The organism is Rhodococcus sp. FH8 (genome assembly GCF_019266085.1).
Taxonomy (GTDB): Bacteria; Actinomycetota; Actinomycetes; order Mycobacteriales; family Mycobacteriaceae; genus Rhodococcus_F; species Rhodococcus_F qingshengii.
Genome location: NZ_LPNQ01000057.1, coordinates 1,465,832 through 1,487,233, shown reverse-complemented (window position 1 = coordinate 1,487,233; position 21,402 = coordinate 1,465,832). Strand labels below are relative to the sequence as shown.

At 61.9% G+C, this 21,402-nt stretch carries 23 protein-coding genes; 10 read left to right on the top strand and 13 right to left on the bottom strand.

What is annotated here, in order from left to right:
* The first annotated feature begins 19 nt into the window (after window positions 1-19).
* The 9 genes from ATN38_RS09950 (at window position 20) to paaK (ending at window position 7,687) form a co-directional block, all read left to right on the top strand.
* Entirely contained in the window at window positions 20-748 is a 729-nt protein-coding gene (locus tag ATN38_RS09950; RefSeq protein ID WP_007730615.1) for an enoyl-CoA hydratase/isomerase family protein, read from the top strand.
* Window positions 745-1,602: a 3-hydroxyacyl-CoA dehydrogenase family protein gene (locus ATN38_RS09945; RefSeq protein ID WP_218747894.1), complete on the top strand. Its 858-nt coding sequence runs from the start codon at window positions 745-747 to the stop codon at window positions 1,600-1,602. The genes ATN38_RS09950 and ATN38_RS09945 overlap by 4 nt, the downstream gene beginning before the upstream one ends.
* 27 nt (window positions 1,603-1,629) lie before the next feature.
* On the top strand, window positions 1,630-2,415 hold the full coding sequence (locus ATN38_RS09940; RefSeq protein ID WP_218747892.1) for an enoyl-CoA hydratase/isomerase family protein: 786 nt from the start codon (window positions 1,630-1,632) through the stop codon (window positions 2,413-2,415).
* A gap of 92 nt (window positions 2,416-2,507) precedes the next feature.
* Window positions 2,508-3,476, top strand: coding sequence for a 1,2-phenylacetyl-CoA epoxidase subunit PaaA (gene paaA / locus ATN38_RS09935; RefSeq protein WP_007730621.1), 969 nt, complete (start codon window positions 2,508-2,510; stop codon window positions 3,474-3,476).
* Entirely contained in the window at window positions 3,473-3,790 is a 318-nt protein-coding gene (gene paaB / locus ATN38_RS09930) for a 1,2-phenylacetyl-CoA epoxidase subunit PaaB (RefSeq protein WP_020909477.1), read from the top strand. The genes paaA and paaB overlap by 4 nt, the downstream gene beginning before the upstream one ends.
* 28 nt (window positions 3,791-3,818) lie before the next feature.
* Window positions 3,819-4,736, top strand: coding sequence for a 1,2-phenylacetyl-CoA epoxidase subunit PaaC (gene paaC, locus ATN38_RS09925; RefSeq protein ID WP_064687860.1), 918 nt, complete (start codon window positions 3,819-3,821; stop codon window positions 4,734-4,736).
* Between the two features lie 65 nt (window positions 4,737-4,801).
* Complete coding sequence (paaD, locus tag ATN38_RS09920) at window positions 4,802-5,260, top strand: 1,2-phenylacetyl-CoA epoxidase subunit PaaD (RefSeq protein ID WP_047269445.1); 459 nt, start codon at window positions 4,802-4,804, stop codon at window positions 5,258-5,260.
* A gap of 4 nt (window positions 5,261-5,264) precedes the next feature.
* Window positions 5,265-6,344 (top strand): 1,2-phenylacetyl-CoA epoxidase subunit PaaE, encoded by a 1,080-nt coding sequence (gene paaE / locus ATN38_RS09915; protein WP_064687859.1) that lies wholly within the window; start codon window positions 5,265-5,267, stop codon window positions 6,342-6,344.
* 41 nt (window positions 6,345-6,385) lie between these two features.
* Window positions 6,386-7,687 carry a phenylacetate--CoA ligase PaaK gene (gene paaK, locus ATN38_RS09910; RefSeq protein ID WP_007730627.1) on the top strand — a complete coding sequence of 434 codons (1,302 nt, stop codon included), beginning with the start codon at window positions 6,386-6,388 and terminating at the stop codon, window positions 7,685-7,687.
* Between the two features lie 2 nt (window positions 7,688-7,689).
* On the opposite strand, the gene ATN38_RS09905 is transcribed toward paaK, so the two are convergent.
* The 10 genes from ATN38_RS09905 to lepB form a co-directional block, all read right to left on the bottom strand.
* Window positions 7,690-8,313, bottom strand: a complete 624-nt coding sequence (locus ATN38_RS09905; RefSeq protein WP_042446415.1) for a LysE family translocator — start codon at window positions 8,311-8,313, stop codon at window positions 7,690-7,692.
* A gap of 92 nt (window positions 8,314-8,405) precedes the next feature.
* On the bottom strand, window positions 8,406-9,599 hold the full coding sequence (locus ATN38_RS09900; protein ID WP_064075004.1) for a globin domain-containing protein: 1,194 nt from the start codon (window positions 9,597-9,599) through the stop codon (window positions 8,406-8,408).
* 31 nt (window positions 9,600-9,630) lie between these two features.
* The gene (locus ATN38_RS09895; protein WP_003943059.1) at window positions 9,631-10,080 is read right to left on the bottom strand and encodes an Rrf2 family transcriptional regulator; all 450 of its coding nucleotides are present in this window, start codon (window positions 10,078-10,080) and stop codon (window positions 9,631-9,633) included.
* 119 nt (window positions 10,081-10,199) lie between these two features.
* Window positions 10,200-11,330: a galactokinase gene (gene galK / locus ATN38_RS09890; protein ID WP_116057749.1), complete on the bottom strand. Its 1,131-nt coding sequence runs from the start codon at window positions 11,328-11,330 to the stop codon at window positions 10,200-10,202.
* Window positions 11,330-12,430 carry a galactose-1-phosphate uridylyltransferase gene (gene galT / locus ATN38_RS09885; protein WP_116057750.1) on the bottom strand — a complete coding sequence of 367 codons (1,101 nt, stop codon included), beginning with the start codon at window positions 12,428-12,430 and terminating at the stop codon, window positions 11,330-11,332. The genes galK and galT overlap by 1 nt, the downstream gene beginning before the upstream one ends.
* Window positions 12,427-13,053 carry an SMI1/KNR4 family protein gene (locus ATN38_RS09880; protein WP_042446400.1) on the bottom strand — a complete coding sequence of 209 codons (627 nt, stop codon included), beginning with the start codon at window positions 13,051-13,053 and terminating at the stop codon, window positions 12,427-12,429. The genes galT and ATN38_RS09880 overlap by 4 nt, the downstream gene beginning before the upstream one ends.
* A 21-nt stretch (window positions 13,054-13,074) precedes the next feature.
* Entirely contained in the window at window positions 13,075-13,659 is a 585-nt protein-coding gene (locus tag ATN38_RS09875; RefSeq protein WP_007730752.1) for a TetR/AcrR family transcriptional regulator, read from the bottom strand.
* Window positions 13,656-14,705: a saccharopine dehydrogenase family protein gene (locus ATN38_RS09870; protein WP_218747890.1), complete on the bottom strand. Its 1,050-nt coding sequence runs from the start codon at window positions 14,703-14,705 to the stop codon at window positions 13,656-13,658. The genes ATN38_RS09875 and ATN38_RS09870 overlap by 4 nt, the downstream gene beginning before the upstream one ends.
* 55 nt (window positions 14,706-14,760) lie before the next feature.
* Window positions 14,761-15,114 carry a glyoxalase superfamily protein gene (locus ATN38_RS09865; RefSeq protein ID WP_003942961.1) on the bottom strand — a complete coding sequence of 118 codons (354 nt, stop codon included), beginning with the start codon at window positions 15,112-15,114 and terminating at the stop codon, window positions 14,761-14,763.
* Window positions 15,115-15,220: 106 nt separating this feature from the next.
* Window positions 15,221-15,964, bottom strand: a complete 744-nt coding sequence (lepB, locus tag ATN38_RS09860) for a signal peptidase I (RefSeq protein WP_054781019.1) — start codon at window positions 15,962-15,964, stop codon at window positions 15,221-15,223.
* Window positions 15,965-16,391: 427 nt separating this feature from the next.
* Between lepB and ATN38_RS09855 the strand changes: the two genes are divergently transcribed.
* Complete coding sequence (locus ATN38_RS09855; protein WP_218747888.1) at window positions 16,392-17,873, top strand: anion permease; 1,482 nt, start codon at window positions 16,392-16,394, stop codon at window positions 17,871-17,873.
* 3 nt (window positions 17,874-17,876) lie between these two features.
* Here ATN38_RS09855 and ATN38_RS09850 read toward each other — a convergent pair whose 3' ends face one another.
* Genes ATN38_RS09850 through ATN38_RS09840 form a run of 3 tightly spaced genes read right to left on the bottom strand, consistent with a single transcriptional unit; the run spans window position 17,877 to window position 21,325 of the window.
* Window positions 17,877-18,626, bottom strand: coding sequence for a succinate dehydrogenase/fumarate reductase iron-sulfur subunit (locus ATN38_RS09850; protein WP_003943253.1), 750 nt, complete (start codon window positions 18,624-18,626; stop codon window positions 17,877-17,879).
* Window positions 18,623-20,575, bottom strand: a complete 1,953-nt coding sequence (locus ATN38_RS09845; protein ID WP_116057752.1) for a fumarate reductase/succinate dehydrogenase flavoprotein subunit — start codon at window positions 20,573-20,575, stop codon at window positions 18,623-18,625. The genes ATN38_RS09850 and ATN38_RS09845 overlap by 4 nt, the downstream gene beginning before the upstream one ends.
* Window positions 20,576-21,325 carry a succinate dehydrogenase cytochrome b subunit gene (locus tag ATN38_RS09840; RefSeq protein WP_007730765.1) on the bottom strand — a complete coding sequence of 250 codons (750 nt, stop codon included), beginning with the start codon at window positions 21,323-21,325 and terminating at the stop codon, window positions 20,576-20,578. It lies immediately after the preceding gene.
* Window positions 21,326-21,402 lie beyond the last annotated feature (77 nt).

The window sequence follows — 21,402 nt, the reverse complement described above, 5'->3', positions numbered from 1 at the left end:
AGAGCGAGAAGGAGCGAATGTGAACACCCTGCACGTGGACGAGCGCGAGGATCGCGTCGTGGTCACCCTCGACAGGCCCGCGCAACGCAATGCGATCAACGCGGAAATGATCGACGAACTGCATCAGGTTTGTGGACGCCTCGAACGGGATCCGAAGCTGCTCCTGCTTGCGGGGCGCGGCGACCACTTCGCAGGCGGCGCTGACATCGCGGAGCTCCGAGAGCGCGGACGAGAGGAAGCGTTCGCGGGTATCAACCGCACGCTGTTCGACCGAATCGGAAAGCTCCCGCTTCCCACCGTGGCCGCCGTGAGCGGCTACGCGCTCGGCGGTGGGGCAGAGTTGACCTACGCCTGCGACATTCGCATCGCGACAACGACGGCGGTCTTCGGGAATCCGGAGCCCAATCTCGGCATAATGGCAGCCGCCGGCGCCAGCTATCGATTGCCGAAGCTCGTCGGCGTCTCGATCGCGAAGCAGGTGCTCCTCGGTGCCAGAAACCTCGACGCCGAGCAGGCGCTACGAGCGGGCCTGGTTGTCGAGGTAACCGAACCGAACTGCCACGTCGACGCAGCGCATCGGCTGCTCGACCGCATTTCCCGACTGTCCCCGCTGGCACTGCGATTGACCAAGATCATCGTCGATGCGCCGGGATCGCATCCGTTTGCCGACGACATCGCCCAAGCCGTCCTGTTCGAGAGTTCGGACAAGCGCGATCGCATGACGGCCTTCCTGGAGAAGAAATCATGACTGAAGCAGTTGCACCGAAGACCGTCGGAGTCATCGGCTGTGGACGCATGGGTGCGGGTATCGCCCAGGTGTTCGCCAGTCTCGGCGGGGCGGTCACCATCGCGGAGAGTGGCGACACCGCGGCCGCGTTGCAGCGTGTTTCCGCCGGCCTCGACAGAGCCCACGAGCGAGGGAAACTCGACGACCAGGACCCCGCGACGGTGCTGGCGCGCGTGAGCACCGTGGACGCAGTGACCTCGTTGCCACCGTCGCTCGACCTGATCGTCGAGGCGGTCCCGGAAATTGCGGCCCTCAAGGTCGAGGTGCTCGCCGCTGCGGAAACCGTTGCCGGAGAAAGCACCGTGATCGCCAGCAACACCAGTTCCATGTCGATCGCCGAGCTCGGCGCAGCGCTGACGGATCCGGGCCGGTTCATCGGTATGCACTTCTTCAATCCAGTCCCGGCGTCGCTGTTGGTCGAGATCGTCCGGGCGCCTCAGACCCGCCCCGAGGTTGTCGACTCGGTACGCGCATGGGTGTCGATGCTCGGCAAAGCCGAGGTGCTCGTCAACGACTCACCTGGTTTTGCAACCAGCCGGCTTGGTGTCGGTCTCGGGCTCGAAGCCATCCGCATGCTCGAAGAGGGTGTGGCGGACGCGGAATCGATCGACCGAGCAATGGAATTGGGGTATCGGCATCCGATGGGCCCGCTGCGTTCGACAGATCTGGTCGGGTTGGATGTGCGCCTGGCGATCGCCGAACACCTCGCGAGCACGCTCGGTGATCGATTTGCACCTCCAGCACTGCTGCGAGAGAAGGTGGCTCGCGGCGAGTTGGGGCGCAAGACGGGACAGGGTTTTCACACATGGAGCTGAACCGAACTGCCTGCGAAAGGAACATCGATGACTGACGTGACTCGCTTGGAGATCGAGCGAGGTTTGGCGACAATCACTCTCGACCGACCCAAGGCCGCCAATGCCGTCAACGGCGAAATGAAGTCTCAGCTGCTCGAAGCGTTGCTGCAGGTCCACGCGGACGCAGAGGTTCGAGCGGTGTTGATTCTCGCCGAAGGCAAGAACTTCTGCGTCGGTCAGGATCTGGGCGAGCACGCCGCAGCGTTGGATGCTGATCCTGCGCACGCGATGGATACCGTCGAGGCGCACTACAACCCCATCGTCACGGCGCTGTCGACGCTCTCTGTCCCGGTGGTGGTGGGTATCGGCGGAGCCTGCGTCGGGGCCGGGTTGGGAATCGCGTTGGCCGGAGACATCCGTGTCGTGGGGGCTCGCGCGAGCTTTGCGACGGCATTCACCGGCATCGGTCTGGCCAGTGACTCCGGGCTCAGTCATGCGCTCGTGCACGCGCTCGGACCTAGCCGCGCCAGTGGCCTGATGTTGCTCGGCGACAAGTTCGACGCGCAGAGCGCGCTGGAGTGGGGCTTGGTTCATCGCGTGGTGGCCGACGAGGACGTCGCAGCTGAGGCTCGGGTACTCGCGCGTCGGCTTGCCGACGGACCCACCGCGGCCTTCGCCCACGTGAAATCGCTGATCCGTGCCGTTGCTCCTGGGCTTTCCCAGACGCTGGCGGCCGAGGCGAACGCACAGGTGGAGCTGGGTTCCACGGCAGATCATCGAGGCGCAGTCACGGCTTTCCTGTCGAAGCAGAAGCCGGTTTTCGAGGGCCGCTGATTTCTGGTGCGGCGAAAGATTCTCTTGTGTGCTGGGACACCTCGGTGCATACTAGTTACCAACCGATCATTCGGTAATAAAAGGTAGGTACGATGACCAACGTGGAAGCTCCACAAGACCTGCAGAACCTGTTCGACGAGACGATCGCGGCAGACCAGCGCATCGAGCCTCGCGACTGGATGCCGGACGGCTACCGCAAGACTCTGATCCGCCAGGTCGCCCAGCATGCGCATTCCGAGATCATCGGAATGCAGCCCGAGGGAAACTGGCTCACCCGTGCGCCTTCGTTGCGACGCAAGGCGATCCTGATGGCGAAGGTCCAGGACGAAGCCGGGCACGGTCTGTATCTCTACTCCGCGGCCGAGACGCTCGGTGCCGATCGTGGCGATCTGACCACCAAGCTGATCGAGGGAAAGCAGAAGTACTCCTCGATCTTCAACTATCCGACGCTGACATACGCCGACGTGGGTGTGATCGGCTGGCTGGTCGACGGAGCTGCCATCTGCAATCAGGTTCCGCTGTGCCGCAGCTCCTTCGGGCCGTATGCGCGCGCGATGATCCGTGTGTGCAAGGAGGAATCGTTCCATCAGCGGCAAGGCTTCGAGCTGTTGGCGACGATGATGCGCGGCACGGAAGCTCAACGGGCAATGGTGCAGGAAGCCGTCGACCGATGGTGGTGGCCCGCTCTGATGATGTTCGGACCGCCGGACGACGAATCGCCGAACACCGAGCAGTCGATGAAGTGGCGCATCAAGCGGCACACGAACGACGAACTGCGGCAACGATTCGTGGACATGTCGATACCGCAGGCCGAGATACTCGGTGTGACCTTCCCTGATCCCGACCTGCGCTGGAACCCCGAGCGTGGCGCACACGATTTCGGCGAGCCGGACTGGAGCGAATTCATGGACGTGGTCCGCGGCAACGGAGCGGCGAGCGTCGAGCGGATCACCAATCGGAAAGCCGCACACGACAACGGGGCCTGGGTTCGCGACGCCGCGTACGCCTTTGCACAGCGCGAGAGACTCGCGCACGATCGCACGACTGGGGAAACATCATGAGCGAGAACGATCAGGTACAGGGCGATCAGGTGCGGGGCGAATGGCCTTTGTACGAGGTATTTCTGAGGGGAAAGCGCGGACTGAACCACGTGCACGTCGGATCCCTGCGCGCGGCAGACGACCAGATGGCGTTACGCCACGCGCGCGACGTCTACACCAGACGTAACGAAGGCGTGAGTATCTGGGTCGTGCCATCCGCGAAAATCGTGGCTTCGAGTCCGGCAGAAAAGGATCCGTTCTTCGCGCCGAGCGGCGACAAGGTCTACCGGCACCCGACTTTCTACGACATCCCGGACTCCGTTCCGCACATGTGAGAATCACTTCGACTTCGAGGACCAACAGATGAACGATCACGACAGTGCCTACGACGGCCTGGTCGACGGCGACGGCCACGGTCAGTGGGCGTTCGGAACCAGCTTCGACGACCCCCTCGCCGGAGTCGACACCACGGTGCCGGATGACGTCGATCTCGGTGCGCTGGCGCGCTACTGCCTCATGCTCGGCGACGACGCGCTCGTCAGTTCGCAGCGCCTCGCCGAATGGTCGACGCGGGCACCGGAACTCGAAGAAGAGGTAGCTCTCGCCAACGTCGGCCTGGACTTGATCGGGCAGGCCAGGCTGCTGCTGGCTCGCGCGGCAGCAGCCGATTCCACTGTGGTTCCGTTCATCTCCGATACGTCACCGGTGCCGGCCGAAGATGCGCTTGCCTTCTTTCGCGATCAGTTCGGTTTCCGCAACGTGAGACTGGTGGAACTCGCCAACGGCGACTTCGCGCACACGGTCGTTCGGCTACTCGTGTTCTCGACCTGGCGGCTGGCGCTGTTCGATCGGCTGCGCATGTCGCGCGATCCGGTTCTCGCAGCTGTGGCGAACAAAGGTGTCAAGGAACTGACCTATCACCGCGACTACGCGGCAAGATGGGTCGTCACCTTGGGCGCCGGCACGGCAGAATCCAAGCGTCGGACGGCCGACGCCTTGCTCGAGATCTTCCCGTTCGTGGACGAACTCTTTGTTCCCACTCAGGACGAACTCGTTTTGGCAGAAGTTGGCGTCGGAGTGGATCCGCGTACTGTTCTGCCGGAGTTCGACGCTGTTCTTGCCCAGGTACTCCATGCAGCCGAAATGGAAGAGCCCCCTTCGCGTTTCTCCGGTTTCGTCGGCGGCCGCGGCGGGCGTGCCGGACTGCACACCGGGGCACTGGGGCTACTTCTCGCCGAAATGCAGAGCGTTGCACGAGAGCATCCGGAAGGGGTGTGGTGACCGTGACTGCCGCTACCGTCTCTTCCGCTACTGTCTCTTCGGCGCAGGAGATCGTCGCCTCGGTGATGGATCCGGAGATGCCACTGTTGACCTTGGCCGATCTCGGCGTCATCCGATCGGTCGACGTCGAAGCGAACTTGGTCTGTGTGACAATCACTCCCACCTATTCCGGGTGTCCGGCGATGGCGACGATGCGAGACGACATCGAGCACAAGCTGACCGACGCGGGGTACGGCAGCGTCCAGATCAAGACTCAACTGTCGCCGCCTTGGAGTTCGGATTGGATCAGCGAAGAGGGGCTCGCGAAACTTCGGACGGCCGGGTACTCGGTGCCGGGGGCCGCGCCGCGTCGCACCTCCGGCCCGATCGCCTTGACCTTGACGGCCAAGCCGCGCGACATCCTGTGCCCCCAGTGCGGTTCGGCAAACACCAGACTGAGTTCGGAATTCGGTGCGACCCTGTGCAAAGCGCTCTATCGCTGCCTCGACTGCCTCGAGCCGTTCGATCACGTGAAGGAGATCTGAACAGATGAGTACCGCAACGACGAACCGGAACAAACCATTTCACCCGTTGACGGTCGCCGGTGTCGAATCACTGTGCGACGACGCAGTTGCCGTCACCTTCGACGTGCCTGCCGATATCGCCGATCAATTCGACTTCGGCGCCGGGCAGTCACTGACACTGCGGCGGATGATCGACGGCGTCGAACACCGTCGCTCCTACTCGATCTGTGCACCGGTAGGGGCGTCTCCACGGGTGGGGGTTCGCGAAGTGGCAGACGGACTCTTCTCCTCCTGGTTGGTGCGAGACGTCAAGGCCGGGGATCGAATCGACGTCCAGGGCCCATCTGGCAATTTTGTCGCCGATCCGGCATTGGGTGGACGGCACGTTCTGATCGCGGCGGGCTCCGGAATCACGCCCATGTTGTCCATCGCTGCAACACTGCTGGTGAACCCCGAGGCCGATGTCACCCTGCTGTACGGGAACAGGCGCACCCGTTCGGTCATGTTTGCCGAAGAAATCGCCGACCTGAAGGACCGGTACGGTGCACGCCTGGACGTTATTCATGTTCTCTCTCGCGAGCCGCGCGAGGTCGAGTTGTTCTCGGGCCGTCTCGACGCCGACCGGTTGCGTGAGATCTTCACCTCTCTCGTTCCGTGCGACCAGGTCGACGGCTTCTGGTTGTGTGGTCCGTTCGGGATGGTCAACGACGCCCAGGAAGTACTGGCCGGCTTGGGAATTGCCAAGGATCGCATCCATCACGAGCTGTTCTACGTCGACGACGTCGCTCCGCCGGTTGCAGTGCATCGTGAGCGCGGAATTGTCGGACCGAGCAGCGAGGTGACTATTACTCTCGACGGTCGATCGACCACCGCGACACTTCCGCGAGACCAGTCGATTCTCGATGCAGCGGAACAGTACCGATCGGATCTGCCCTTCGCGTGCAAGGGCGGGGTCTGTGGAACGTGTCGCGCCAAGGTCACCTGCGGTGACGTCGAGATGCGCAGGAACTACGCACTCGAAGACTACGAAGTCGACGCGGGTTTCGTACTGACCTGCCAGACCTTCCCTGTCGGTGAACAGATAACAGTCGATTTCGACGCCTGACCGCCCGCACAGCGCCCTCACTGAGCCCACCGGAGACAATCATGACCGAACTCGTCACTGCTACTTCGCAAGAAATCGAATTTGCCAGTCGGGACCGCATTTCGACGCTCCAACTCGAGCGGATGCAATGGTCCCTGATGCACGCGTACACCAATGTTCCGCACTACCGCAAAGCTTTCGACGACGCCGGCGTCCACCCGAGCGACTTGAAGGATCTGAGCGATCTCGCGAAGTTTCCCTTCACCACCAAAGCGGATCTACGTGAGAACTATCCGTTCAAGATGTTTGCGGTGCCCCAGGACCGGGTCTCGCGAATTCACGCGTCTTCGGGGACCACCGGTCGCCCGACGGTGGTGGGGTACACGAGCAACGACCTGAACAACTGGGCCGATCTCATCGCGCGCAGTCTCTCGGCCGGCGGCGTGCGGTCTTCGGACAAGGTTCACGTGGCTTACGGGTACGGTCTGTTCACCGGTGGATTGGGAGCACACTACGGTGCGGAGCGCTTGGGCTGCACGGTCATTCCCATGTCCGGTGGCATGACCGAGCGGCAGATTCAACTGATCGAGGACTTCGAGCCCGACGCCATCATGGTGACTCCGTCGTACATGTTGACCATCGTGGATGCGATGATCAAGAAAGGCATCGATCCCTCGAAGACCTCACTGAGGGTGGGAGTTTTCGGAGCGGAGCCGTGGACCGAACAGATGCGTACCGAGCTGGAACAGCAACTCGACATGCATGCGGTCGACATCTACGGACTCTCCGAGATCATGGGCCCGGGTGTGGCAATGGAATGTGTGGAAACCAAAGACGGGCTCCATATCTGGGAAGACCACTTCTACCCGGAGATCATCGATCCGGTCACGGGCGAAGTGCTGCCGGACGGTGAAGAAGGTGAGCTGGTTTTCACCTCTCTCACCAAGGAAGCGCTGCCCATCATTCGCTACCGAACCAGGGACCTGACCCGTCTGTTGCCCGGTACGGCGCGCTCGATGCGTCGGATGCAGAAGGTCACCGGCCGGACCGACGACATGATCATCCTGCGTGGGGTCAATCTGTTCCCCACACAGATCGAAGAGCTGATCCTGACCGTCCCCGCCCTGGCACCCCAATTCCAGTGTGTGCTGGAGCGTCCGGGCCGGATGGATACTCTGACAGTGCGCGTCGAGGCTCGCCCTGACGCGGCAATTTCCGATCATGCGGCAGCGTCTTCGGCGTTGCAGAAGCTGGTGAAGAACAAGATCGGTGTCACGGTCGAGGTGAGCGTTCTCGAACCCGGCGGACTCGAACGCTCGATCGGCAAAGCGCGTCGTCTGATCGACCAACGTCCGAAGGACTGAAACTACTCCAGGGCCATGCGGGTGGCGAAGATTCCGAGAATGCCACCAGCTAGCCATTTCTGAGCCCGCATCCACACCGGACGCGCCATGAGGAAGGTCGACACGGCTGCCGCACAGCACACGATCAACGCGTTGACGGTGACTGCGACCAGGATCTGCACGCCGCCGAGTACGAGTGCCTGTTGCCAGACCGGACCCGCAGTGGGATCGACGAACTGGGGGATCAGGGCCGCGTACATCAGCGCAATCTTGGGATTGAGCAGATTGGTGGTCAACCCCATCCCGAACAGACGGCCGCTACCGTGGCGGTCGACCTCGCCCACCTCGAAAGCGGACTTCCCACCTGGTCGGAGTGTCGACCAGGCGAGATAGGCCAGGTACAGGGCACCACCGATTTTCACCGCGGTGAACACCGTTGGTACGGCGAAGAGAACCGCCGTCAGCCCTGCACACGTGGCGGCGAGGTAGACCAGGAAACCGGTTGCGACTCCGCCGAGCGAGATCAAACCCGCCCGGCGGCCCTGGCTGATGCTGCGGGACACCAGATAGATCATGTTGGGGCCCGGTGTCAGAACCATCGCCAGGGCGATCAGCGCGACTCCCGTCATCGACGCTGACGTGATCATATCGGTCTCCCACTACTCGATGCGTATGTTTCGTCGAGTACACAAGGGTTTGCAGTCGCGCGCCAAGGTCCAGTTCGCAGGCAGTGGTCCGCTCAGGTGTTGGCCCAGCTGTCGGGCCCGAAGACCTCGTAGTGGATATTCTGTGCCGGGACGTCCCTTTCGAGCAACGATGCGCGCATCGCCAACATGAACGGCATCGGCCCGCAAAGGAAGGCTTGGGTATCGGGCTCCACTGCAATACCTTGCAAATCCGCCCGTCCTTCGTGAACCGATCCGAACGCAACGTGCGTGCCGAGATCCTCGTACCAACGGTGCAGGGTTGCGGCGGGAATCTGGTCGACGAGTGTGCTGAGTTCTGCGCGGTGCGCGTGATCCGCAATGGATCGATCCGCATGGATGACAGATACCGAACGGTCAGCACCGGTGTCCACGAGATGATTGAGCATCCCGATCATCGGTGTGCAACCGATTCCGGCCGACGCGAGCAGGAGCGGTGAGTTGTCGTCCGGCATGGTGAGATCGCCGAAAGGTGTGGTGACGGAGAGTTCTTGACCTTCGAATACGTTGTTGTAGAGGAAGTTCGACACTTCGCCATCGGGAGTTCCGGAGATTCGCTTGACGCTGATCCGCCAGTCTGCGCTGCTCGGTATCGAACACAGGCTGTATTGGCGGATCTGGCGGGCGCCGTCGGGCAGCGTAACCCCGACCGAAAGGTACTGTCCGGGAGCGAAGGTGGGGAGTGCGCTACCGTCGAGCGAGGTGAGCGTCAGTGAGACGGTGTCGGCGGACTGAAGAACTCGTTCGCTGATCCTTACCGTGCGCCAGACGTCACCGGCGTCGACGCCGGCGAGTTGGTAGAGGCCACGCTCCATCGTGATGAGGGTTTCCGCCATCAGCCAGTAGACCTCGTCCCAGGCTGCCGCGACGTCGGGAGTGACTGCATCGCCGAGTATTTCGACGATCGCGGCAAAGAGGTGTTCGTGCACGATTGCGTACTGGTCGGGCGTGATTCCCAGCGACGCATGCTTGTGCGCGATGCGTGAGAGTATGAGATCGACCTTGGCGCTGTCCGGCTCGAGCTGAAGCGTCGCGAATGCCGCGATGGCACCGGCGAGAGCCTTCTGCTGTTCGCCCTGTTTCTGATTGCCGCGATTGAACAAATCACGTTCGAGTTCAGGATGTGCGTCGAACATCTTGCGGTAGAACAGGGTTGTGATATCGCCGATGGCAGCGCCGACCACGGGAAGGGTGGCGCGAATGACCTCGGTTGACTGTGGGGAAAGCATGAGCTGCTCCGTTCGGTCGAAATTCGATTGATCAGCCTGCTTCGTCGCTCCGGGTGGTGAGGCGTAGCAGGACAGTTTTGGACGGCTGCCGGATGACGTCTTCGATCGTGACCGCGTCGAGTGAAACGAAAAACGCTTCCTGTGCTTCGCGCAACGCACTTCGAAGGAGGCAACCTCCGCGCAATGGGCACGGTTTGTCGCCTTCGCAGTCGACGACTTCACCCGGGCCTTCGAGGCGTCTGGCCAGCCAGCCGATGGTGGCGGTGCGGCCGAGTTCGGTGATGGAAAGCCCACCGCCGCGGCCGCGCCTGGTTGTCACGATGCCGAGCTCACCGAGCCGTGTAACCACCTTGGTGGCATGGGAGTACGACACGTTGAGCTGCTGCGCAACATCCCGGGTACTGGGGGAGGCATCCGCGTCGAGTACGGCCAACCGCATGACGACGCGCAATCCCAGATCGGTGAACTGCGTCAGTTGCATGATCTGAACCTACATAATTCGCATCTGAGATGACTATTTATGTGAGGGGGATCTCGAGGTGTCCCAACCAGGGCGAACGGTACGTTCGGCGCCTCCAGTGCGCTGAACGTGCCGTTCGCTCAGAGACGGGCGGCCGAACCCCCGGCAACGACGCCGAGAAAGTGTGGTGCTCGCCAACCTCGCGCCGCAAAGTCGCGGCTCACCGACGCGATGACCTCCGCTCCGCTTCCTTCCGGAACCAGCGCGATGGCTGAGCCTCCGAATCCGCCGCCGGTCATCCGCGCACCGATCGCGCCGCCGCGTCGTGCTGCGGCAACGGCGACGTCGAGTTCATCGCACGAGACCTCGAAGTCGTCGCGCAACGAGGCGTGCGAGTTGTCGAACAGCTCGCCGACGTCACTGAATCTGTTGCTGCGCAGAAGTTCTGCGGTCTTCCGCGTCCTCTCGATCTCGGTCACGACGTGCCGTACCCGCGCCCGGAGGATCGGGTCTCGCACTGTCTCGGCCTGGGCTGCTGTAGCCTCTCGCAAGCTGCCGACGCCGAGAGCTGCTGCTGCAGCGACGCATTGAGAGCGCCGCATTCCGTACTGTCCGTCTGCGAGTGAGTGTTTGACCCGGGTGTCGATGACGATCAGTTCGTAACCTGCACCGTGGAGTTCGAAAGGTATTGGTTCGGTGGATCCGTCCTGGCAGTCCAGCAGGAGCGCGGTCGAGGGCTGAGCAAAGAGGGCAATGGTTTGATCCATCCCTCCGGTCGGTGCGCCGACGCCGTCGTTCTCGGCCTGGATGCACACCTGTACCAGCTCATCGCGGGCGAAAGGTGAATCATGAAGTTCGTTGACGGCCAACGCAACCGAACAGGTGAGGGCAGCGGAGCTCGACAGCCCGGCCCCGACCGGTACCGACGAGTCGACGGCAAGATCGATTCCTTCGGTCGGGAGGCCTCTGCGCGCAAGAGACCACAGAACGGCTGTGGGGTAGGCGGCCCACCCTGTGGCGATGTCGCCGACGGGCCCGGTGTACGTCTCGGCGGATTGCCGACTGTGCACGCGGACGACCCCGTCGCTGCGCAGTGCGACGGCAACCAGTGTTCGCTGCTCAAGAGCGACCGGTAGGCACAATCCACCGTTGTAGTCCGTGTGTTCACCGATCAGGTTGACTCGACCGGGTGCCGCCCACACTCCGGTTGCCGGATAGCCGTAGGTGGCGTGAAACTGTTGGAGCACAGAATTGTTCGAGACCGTATCCACTATTTCAACTCCCGTAGGCGGGCCGCGACTGCCTCGGGAACGGTGTCGTTCACCCAGGCGCCCATGGCGGACTCGGACCCGGCGAGGTATTTGAGTTTGCCCGGTGCGCGCAAGATCGAGAACAGCTGAAGATGCAGTCGGCCCAGAGGTCGGTTGATGCGGACGGGAGCTTGGTGCCAGGCCGCGATGTACGGTACCCGGTCGACGCCCGGATAGAAGCGATCGATACGGCGTAGTAGATCTTGGTAGACGACCGCAAGCTCTTCGCGCTCTTGGTCGTTCAGCGAGGGAAGGTCCGGGACGTCTCGGTGCGGTGCCAGGTGAATCTCGATGGGCCATCGTGCGGCGGTCGGGACGTAGGCGCTCCAGTGATCGCCGTCGTAGATCAACCGGGCCTTGTCCTCGCGCTCGAACGCCAGAACATCGGCGAGTAGTGAGCGACCGGTGCGCTCGAAGTGTTTGTGCGCCTGCGTCAGCATCGATCGGGTGCGTGGCGTGACATACGGGTATGCGTAGATCTGTCCGTGTGGATGGGTGAGTGTCACCCCGATTTCTTCGCCGCGGTTCTCGAAGCAGAACACTTGTTCCACAAGCGGATCCGCCGACAACTCTTCGGTCCGAGAAATCCAGGCACCCACAATCGTGCGCATGCGTTCGAGTGGAAGCTTGGCGACGGCCGCCGTGTGATCGCTCGAGAAGCACATCACTTCGCAGTGGCCGGCCGCTGGGCGATCGCCCACACCGTCTCCGGGACTGTCAATGGCTTCCTCGGGCGCCGCGGCAAAGCTCGGAAACCGATTCTCGAACACCGCGACGTCGTAGTCTCCGTCGGGTATCTCTGTGGGCGTGCGTGTTTCGTCGGTCGGGCACAATGGACATTCGGCGGCGGAGGGGAGATGTGTCCGTGTCATGCGATGCGAAGCCATGGTGATCCACTCCCCGGTGAGAACGTCGAATCTCATCCGAGACGAGTGGTCGAGAGCCGGCAATTCGCGGGAATCTCGCGCAGAGTGGGCGCGGGCACTGCCGGCATCGTCGAAGTAGAAGATCTGACGCCCGTCGGCGAGGGTGCGACGGGTCGGATCCTGCTTGGGTGTCATGCGTCGACTTCCCATTCCAGAACACCCTTGCTGACAACGGGTTTCCACACTCCGATCGTTGATCCTGTTTCCAGCGCTACGGCATGGGCGGCCAGCATTACCGAGATGGACGCCCAGATCGGACCGCCGTTGTCAGTGGCGTCCGAGGCATACTCGGTCACACAATGGTGGAGTGCGCCGCTGCGGGTGTCCACGAAGTAGTGGTACTCGTCCAGTCCGGCGAAGGGAACGAACGAGGGGATGAACATGGTTGCGGCAGTGCCTGCGTCGCGTTGATCGTGTCGATCCATCTCGTCCTCGGCGTAGAGGTCTGGATTCTCGTAGATCGTCTCATCCCACGTTTCGAGCAGAGTGAGACGAACTTCTGTTGCGACGTCGATGGGGTAGAAGAATTTGTCCGGGAGCACGCTGCCGAGAAAGAGGCCGGTCCGGTCGTCGTGGGTCAGGCTGCCGTTGTGGACCCGATACAGGTCGCGAAGTTCCTGGGGCCACGTGACGCCGGTCGAGGCTTCGAATTCCTCGATAACGGCGTCACCGAGTCCTGGTTGAAACGCTGCAGCCGTCACCGGTGCGTGTGTACGGCACCACGCTTCGATTCGGCTCCATTCGTTTGCAACGCTCATGGGCTTTACGATACGTCCGAGTCAGGACCCGTGAATCAGGTACTGCAGTGTGTCCACGAGCTTGCGGTCCGAAGCCTCGGACTTTCGGCCGGTGATTCCCGATCGGAGAATTGCGGAACCCTCGAGCAGGCTCACGATGGTCTGCGCTGTCGCGCCAAGTTCAGTCGCATCCAGCTCCGGTTGTGCACACGCGACTGCGCGCTCTACGTGTGCGATGTACTGGGCGTAGAAGTCTCGAAGCACGACCGCGACTTCTTGGTCCGCCGCTGCAATGGCCCATACTTCGACGTACAGACGCACCGTGGCCTGGTCGTCCTGTTCTCCGAGCAGGACTCCGATGAAGTGTTCGGATTCCTCGCGGGAAAGGCTCTGATCCGTATCGGGGACGACGGCAAGGCGATCCAGTGAGCGGGTCAATGCACGTGACATCACTGCGCGTATCAGATCTGCACGGGTGGGGTAGTAGTGCTGCAGATGTCCTACCCGCACTCCGGCCGCGGCTGCGAAATCGCGCATTGCCGAGTTGGCATTGCCCTGAGTAGTGAGGACCTGTTCTGCTGCGTCGAGAAGTGCTGCCGCACGGGCGGCGCCCTTGGAGAGGGTCATGGTCGCAATACTGCCACCCCGAAGCTCTCCAACTCGGAGACGGTGCGGCGAGGGTTCGGAAGCGATTCGGGGAAAGTGACTCCAGGCCGGGCATCGTCGGCCAAGGCTCGTCTGACGGCCAGCGCGCCGCCCACCGCGGTGAGGTGAGCCTGGCCCTGCCGGTCGACGATTGTCGCGCTTGTCGTGCCGCTCGGGCCGGTGACATCGATGCGTACTTGCGCGCTCCCGCCCTTGCCCGGCGAGTACAGGAGTCCGCGTCGTAGCGGTGTGAAGCGGTCGCCGCGACCCCAACGGAACAGACCCACCTTCTTGGCGGCGAGCAGCGCAGTTGTGGATGCATTCGAACTGAAACCTATTCGAGTGCTGGCAGTTTCGGCGCCCAAGGTCATGGGGAACGTGAATTGTTCCGGAGTGTCGATTCTTCCGACCTTGGTGCGCGATTCGGGGAAGTCGACCCAGCGTGTATCCGTCAACGGGCTGACGGTGATCGGGTTTCCTTGCTGCATCACCTCGAAATCCTGCCCGAGCCGATCGATGAAGTCGACGGAGTCCAGCCCGGCAATGTCGTTGACGTCGTAGCGAATCGAGATGTCGATCGTGCTCGCGCCACCCAGTTCCTCGGCCAGCGCTGCGGCGACGATATTGGTGACTCCGCCCATCCATCCGGACGACAGGTACACCGGTGCGCTCGGCGACTTCTGACCTGCCAGAGTGGCGGCGCGAGCGACGCGGGTTGTCCAGCGGGTGATGTCCACGTACGGAATGCCGGCCTCGACGGCGGCGGACAGGACACGATCGTGGGGATCGTTGACCGTCGACACGACCGCGCGTACGGACGCGTCGAAGGGTGTCGGGTCGAGGAGGTCCCAGCGGCGGACGGAAGCGCCGTGACGGCCGGCCAGTTCGTCGCCTCGCTCGGGGGTGCGTCCGGTGAGGAGTAGTGGGAAGTCGGGGGCGAGCAACGCTGTCAGGGCGCTGCCCACGGTTCCGTATCCGCCGGCCACGAGGATCGGGCCGTCGGCTGAATACTGCAATGAATCGGTCATGCACCTAACTCTAGGTCAAATGACCTAAAACGTCGAATGGGGTTCTTTCCGCTGCTCAGTCCCGGTGTCGCACGATGTTGACGACGTTGCCATCGGGTGCCCGGACGAGGAATCGGCGAACACCCCACTCTTCGGTCGTTATGGGGTGCACGATTTCGTAGCCGAGCCTGCGGGCCTCTTCGTAGGCGCCGTCGACGTCGTCCGTGTGGACTGAGATGACCGAGTCCTCGGCTGCAGTGGCGTCGTGCGTGACGAGCTGTACGTTCGCGCCGGTGTCGGGAGAGGTGTAGCGAGCGACCCACCCCATGTTGAACTCTTCGGTGCTCAGGCCGAGAAAGTCGGAGTAGAAGCTCTTGGCGGTTCCGACATCGGCGACTTTGAGATTGGCGGTGATGCGTCGAGCGCGCATGTGGTTCTCCTACCCTCGGTAACAGATGCGCTCGATGATCGTCCGAAAGCGGAGCCATGTCGACTGTGCCGTCCGAAGATGCGGGCCGCCTGGTTGATTCGATCTGTCACTGCGGATCGAACGAGCTCACAGTTCCCCACCGTGAGAAGGGAAGGACGATCAATTGAACCTTGCCGATGACATTGTCGATCGGCACCGTTCCACTGTGTTCGTCATCGAGATGGAAACGTGAATCCTTCGAATGGGCGCGGTTGTCGCCCATCACCCACAGGTTCCCGTCGGGAACCGTGACCGGCCCGAAATACCTTCCTTGACAAGAGGTATCGTTGCCCGGAATGCGCTTGTCGATGTACGGCTCGGTCAGCGGCTTGCCGTTCACCCGAAGCCCCTCTTCCTCGGACAGACACTGTACGGTTTGGCCACCGACCGCGACTACCCGCTTCACGAGGTCGTTTTCGTCCGGCGGGACCAAGCCGACGATGGACCCGAGTCCCTGAAACGCGCGAACAATCGAATTGTCGGATCGAATGGATTTGTACTCGTCGTTCCAGGACTCGGGTCCCTTGAACACGACCACATCCCCAGGTTGCGGATCCCCGAATCGATAGCTGATTCTGTCGACGAAGATCTTGTCTCCCGTGCAGCCGGTGCATCCGTGAAGTGTCGGTTCCATGGACTCCGACGGGATCAGAAAGATGCGTCCGACGAAGTTCTGAATGACAACACTCAGGACAAGTGCGACGACAACGAGGATCAGAATCTCACGCCACAGTGGACGTTTCCTCGGGTGATCGGCCACTGCCGATTCAGTGGAGTCGGTCGAGTCCTCGTGGGCGTCGGATTCCGTCACACTCCCGACAATAGATGGCGCAACCAGTCGTCGGCCCGATACGAATCTTCTCGGTTCGTGGGTCTGTCTGTCGGCTGACATGCTTCGGAATTGGATCACATCACGCGCGAAGATCCGGTCGAGATCGGCAATCCGCGCAGTCCTGACCCAAACATCGTGCCGACGAATACCTTTCGCAGAAGCAGGTTGAACAACTCTCCGAGATTCAAGCGTGCAGCACGCCGGCGCCTCTGTTGATCGATCGGCACAATCTTTTGCGAGAGATGGGCATTCTCCCACTGAAGCGTCGGTGCGAGACAGCGCCTCGTAAGGACGACTGTACTTCCGGGCAATTTCTCTCGAACTTGGATTGACCGCACGAAAACCTGATGTTTGGGGGACAATGATCTGGGGCGATCACCTGGGGCGACAAGTCGAGGAGATGCAAATGTCCGAGGCCAAATCCGAAAGCACTGAGTCTTTTTCTGAGACGACACCGCCGGCGGAGCCGTCGAAACAATCAGTGCTCAGGTGGTACTACCCGGCTGCGGTGCCCGTCGTCCTCGGCTTGATCATCTATTTCATGCCTGTTCCGGACGGTGTGGATCCCAAGGGCATGCACATGCTCGGAATCTTCGTCGGCACCATCGTGGCGTTGATCTTGCAGCCTCTGCCGACGGGTTCTGTGGCGCTGGTAGGCCTGTCGATCGCCATGATCACCCAGACCGAGACGCCGACGGAAGCGTTGTCCGGCTTCAGTAACACCACGATCTGGCTGATTGTCGCATCGTTCTTCATTGCCGAGGGCTTTCTGGTCACTGGACTCGGCAAACGGGTTGCGCTCATGTTCGTGACCAAACTCGGCAAGTCGAGTCTCGGATTGTCCTACGGAATGGCGTTGACGGACTTGATACTTGCTCCGGCGACGCCGTCGAACACCGCCCGTGCGGGTGGCGTCGTCTATCCGATCATCGTCTCGCTGAGCAAGTTGGAGGACTCCAATCCCGAGCCCGAGGACTCTCGCAAGAAGCTCGGAGCATATCTGCTGCTCACGTCGCTGCAAGTCAACGTCGTGACCTCCGCGATGTTCATCACCGCCATGGCGGGTAACCCTGTGGCCGTCGATGCGGCTGCCAAGATCGGCATCGACATCTCGTGGGGCAAATGGGCGCTGGCAGCATCGGTTCCGGGAATTGCGAGTCTGATCGCGATCCCGTGGGTGATGTCGAAGATCTTCCCGCCCACGATGTTGAAGACTCCGAAAGCACCCGAGCAAGCCAGGGAGGAACTGCGCAAGGCAGGTCCGATCAGCCGCAACGAGAAGATCATGGCCGCCACCTTCGTTCTGCTGCTGGTGCTCTGGTGCCTGGGCTCGCAGCTCAACGTCAATGCCACTACAACAGCATTCGTCGGAATCGGCATCCTGTTGGTGACCAAGGTGCTGACGTGGAACAACCTGGTCCACGACACCGGGGCGTGGCAGACGCTCGTGTTCTTTGCCGTTCTGGTCGGTATGGCAAGCCATCTCGAAGAACTCGGCGTGATCTCGTGGATCGGAACCCAGGTCTCCTCGAGCGTCGACGGTTTGCCGTGGATCTGGGCTTTTGCGATCCTGACCTTGGTGTACTTCTATGCGCACTATCTGTTTGCGTCGAACACCGCGCAGATCGTCGCGATGTACGCGGTGTTTCTCGGCGCGGCGGTGGCAACCGGTGCGCCGCCGCTGTTCTCGGCCCTGGTGTTCGGCTTCATCGGCAGCCTGTTCGGCGGTATCTCGCACTACGCGTCCGGTCCGGCCGGAGTGATCTACGGTTCCGGATACATCAAGACCTCGGAATGGTTCCGAATCGGTTTCGTGATGAGCGTCGTGATCATCCTGATCTGGACGATCATCGGCGGCGCGTGGATGAAGCTGATCGGCGCCTGGTGACGATCAGTTGTCCTTGCGCCGCAATCCGAATCGCATCGATTCCTTGTTGACAGCGGCAATCGCGGTCAGCGGTATCTCCGCGGGACACACCTGCGCACATTCACCGTAGGTCGAGCACGGCCCGAAATCGGCCTCCATCTGGTGCGACATCGCTCGGGCCCGCTTGCCACGTTCGTTGCGGCCCTGCGTGACGAGAGACAGGTGGGTCAGTTTGGACCCGGTGAAGAGGTGCGCGGCACCGTTCGGGCAGGCTGCCACGCAAGCGCCGCAGCCGATGCACGCGGCGAAGTCCAGTGCAGCTTCGGCACTTTGATGCGAGAGCGGCTGACTGTCTGCGTCCGGCGCGGTTCCTGCATTGACCGAAACGTATCCACCGGCTTCGAGCACCCGGTCGAGCGCAGAGCGATCGACGACGAGGTCGCGGACCACTGGAAAGGCTGCGGAGCGGAACGGCTCCAGTTTGATTCGGTCACCGTCGGAGAAGCTACGCAGGTGCTGACGGCACGTGGGAGTGTTCGCAACCGGTCCATGGGGAACATTGTCGACCGTGATGCCGCAGGACCCGCAGATCCCTTCTCGGCAGTCGGAATCGAAGGCGATGGGTTCGTTGCCGCTCTCCACGAGTTGGTCGTTGAGTCGGTCGAGGAGCTCCAGCAGCGACATCTCCACCGTCGCGTCGTCTATTTGGTAGGTGTCGAATGCGCCGGACGACTCAGGTCCGGATTGGCGCCACACGTCCACGGTGATTTTCATACGTAGTTCCTCGTCTGCAGTGGAACAGCGGTGAAGGACAACGGCTCGTCGTGTCGAACGTGTCTGCCGTCCTGGGCGGTTTCCCACGCGGAGACGAAGCACCAGTCCTGATCGTTTCGCTGCGCTTCGCCGTCGGGAGTCTGATGTTCGGCACGAAAGTGCGCTCCACAGGACTCGTCACGATCGAGAGCATCGACGCACATCAGTTCGGCGAGCTCGAGGAAATCGGCTACCCTGCCGGCCCTTTCCAACTCCTGGTTGAACTGGTTTCCGCTACCGGCAACTCGCAGGTTCGACCAGAAATCGGTTCGCAGTGCGCGGATTTCGGCGATCGCCTTGGTCAAGCCCTCGGTCGTTCGGGTGACACCGCAACCCGCATAGAGGATCTCGCCCAGTTGTCGATGAAACCTGTCGGGGCCGTGTGTTCCGCCGACCGAGAGCAGCAGGTCCACCCGACCCCTCACGTCAGTGAGCGTCGACGTCACAGCGGGATCGGACAGTTCGAGTGGAGTGGATCCGAGTAGCGGCGCAAGATAATTCGGAATCGCGTACGGGAGGGTGAACCAGCCGTCGACGCATGCCGAGAGCAACGAATTGGCGCCGAGGCGGTTGGCTCCGTGGTATCCCCAGCCTGCCTCACCACCGACGAACAAGCCGGGGATGGAGGTCATCTGGTCGTAGTCGTTCCACAGTCCTCCCATGGTGAAGTGGGCTCCGGGGGCGATGCGCATCGGCACCGTATAGGGGTCTTCGCTGGTGGCGTCGCGATACATCGAGAACAGATTTCCGTATCGCTCCTCGATGGTCTTGCGGCCGAGCCGTGCCAACGCATCGCGGAAATCCAGGTACACACTGTTTTTCAGAGGGCCGACGCCGTGACCGGAGTCGATTTGCTCGCGGGCGGCCCGTGAAGAGACGTCGCGGGGAGAGAGGTTCCCGAACGCCGGATATTTGCGCTCGAGGTAGTAGTCGCGTTCGTTTTCGGGAATGTCGCCGGGCTCACGATCGTCTCCGGGCTTGGCCGGTACCCAGATTCGGCCGTCGTTGCGCAGGGATTCGCTCATCAGAATGGTTTTCGACTGCCACTCGGAGTTGACGGGAAGTGCCGTCGGATGGAATTGGATGAACGATGGTGAGGCAATCAGCGCGCCGCGTCGGTGCGCTCGCCACGCGGCCGTGGCGTTGGAATTCTTCGCAAGTGTGGACTTGTGGAATACGGTGCCGTAGCCGCCGGATGCCAGTACGACGGCATGGCCTGTGGTGGCGCCGATCTCACCGGTCACGAGATCGCGTGTGACTATCCCTTGTGCTCGTCCGTCCGAAACGATGAGATCGAGCATCTCGGTTCGGGTGTGTAGGTTGACCGTTCCGGCTGCGATCTGACGTTGCAGTGCCTGCGACGACGCTATCTGCAACTGCTGGCCTGTCTGCCCGCGCGTGTAGTACGTGCGCGACACCTGAACGCCGCCGAAGGATCGGGTGGCCAGAGTGCCGCCGTACTCGCGAGCAAACGGTGCCCCGATGGCATTCATGTGATCGATGACGCGTACGGATTCTTCGGCGAGACGGAAACAGTCGGCCTCACGGCCCCGGAAATCACCGCCCTTCACCGTGTCCTTCACGAAGCGGGCGAGACTGTCGTTGTCCACTTTTCGAGCGCGAGCGGCGTTGATGCCTCCTTGCGCGGCGACGCTGTGTGCACGGCGGGGTGCATCGTGGAAGGTGAAGGACTCGACGTGGTAGCCCAGTTCACCGAGGGAGGCGGCGCAGGCCGCGCCGGCGAGGCCGGTACCGACGACGATGACCGTGAACTTGCGCCGGTTGAGTGGGCTGACGAGCTTGTAGTCGAGTTTGCGAGTGGGCCAGGCCGTCGCCGGATCGCCGGCCGGGACCTTACCGTCCACCGGTGTCCCGATGCTGCGCAGATCGTCGAGTTCGAAGCTGTTCACTTATGACGCTCCTGTCTTCGAGATGGCGCCGGTCATGACCGCGATGGGGATCGACATGTTTCCGACCATCACGACGAGCGCAAAGATTCCGGAGAGTGCAACGCCAATCTGGCGCAGTCGTTGGCCGGTCACGCCGAGATCGTTGACCGCGCTCCAGAGTCCGTGCGCGAGGTGCATTGCCAGCAGAGCCATCGCGACGATGTAGAACGCTGCCACCAGCGGACGCTCGAAGCTGGCAATCAGATTGTCGTATGCGTAACTCTGTGTGCGCGTGGCCGCTTCGTACTCGCTGCTGCCGATGGGTCGGGTTCCGGTCGTGAGGTCGAGTATGTGGAAAATGACGAATAGCAGCAGCACAGCTCCGGTGACGGGCATCGTGCGCGCTGTAAAGGACTTGATTCCCAGACCTTTCCGTCGAAATTTTCCTCGAGCTCGGCGTCCGCGGACGGTGAGCAGCCAGGCACACCAGACGTGTGCGACCAATGACGCGAGCAAGACGATGCGAAGAATCCACAGAAGTCCCTCGTAGGGCAGGAAGGGTTCGAACACCGTTCGTAGCCAGTGTGCGTAGTCGTCGAAGTGATCGGCACCGGTGTAGACCTTCAGGTTTCCGATCATGTGGACGAGAACGAAAGCGGCGAAGATCAGTCCTGTCACGGCCATCAGAATCTTGCACGTGATGTTGGACGGCCGCGCTCGAGCTTGGAGTGAATCGCCGGTAGCTCGCGATACACGGGTCGGAGCACTCACAGACAAACCTCCCACGCCAGACTTGCCGGACAGGTGCCGTCAGCCTAAGCCCGATCGAGGTTTTCGGCCAACGGATG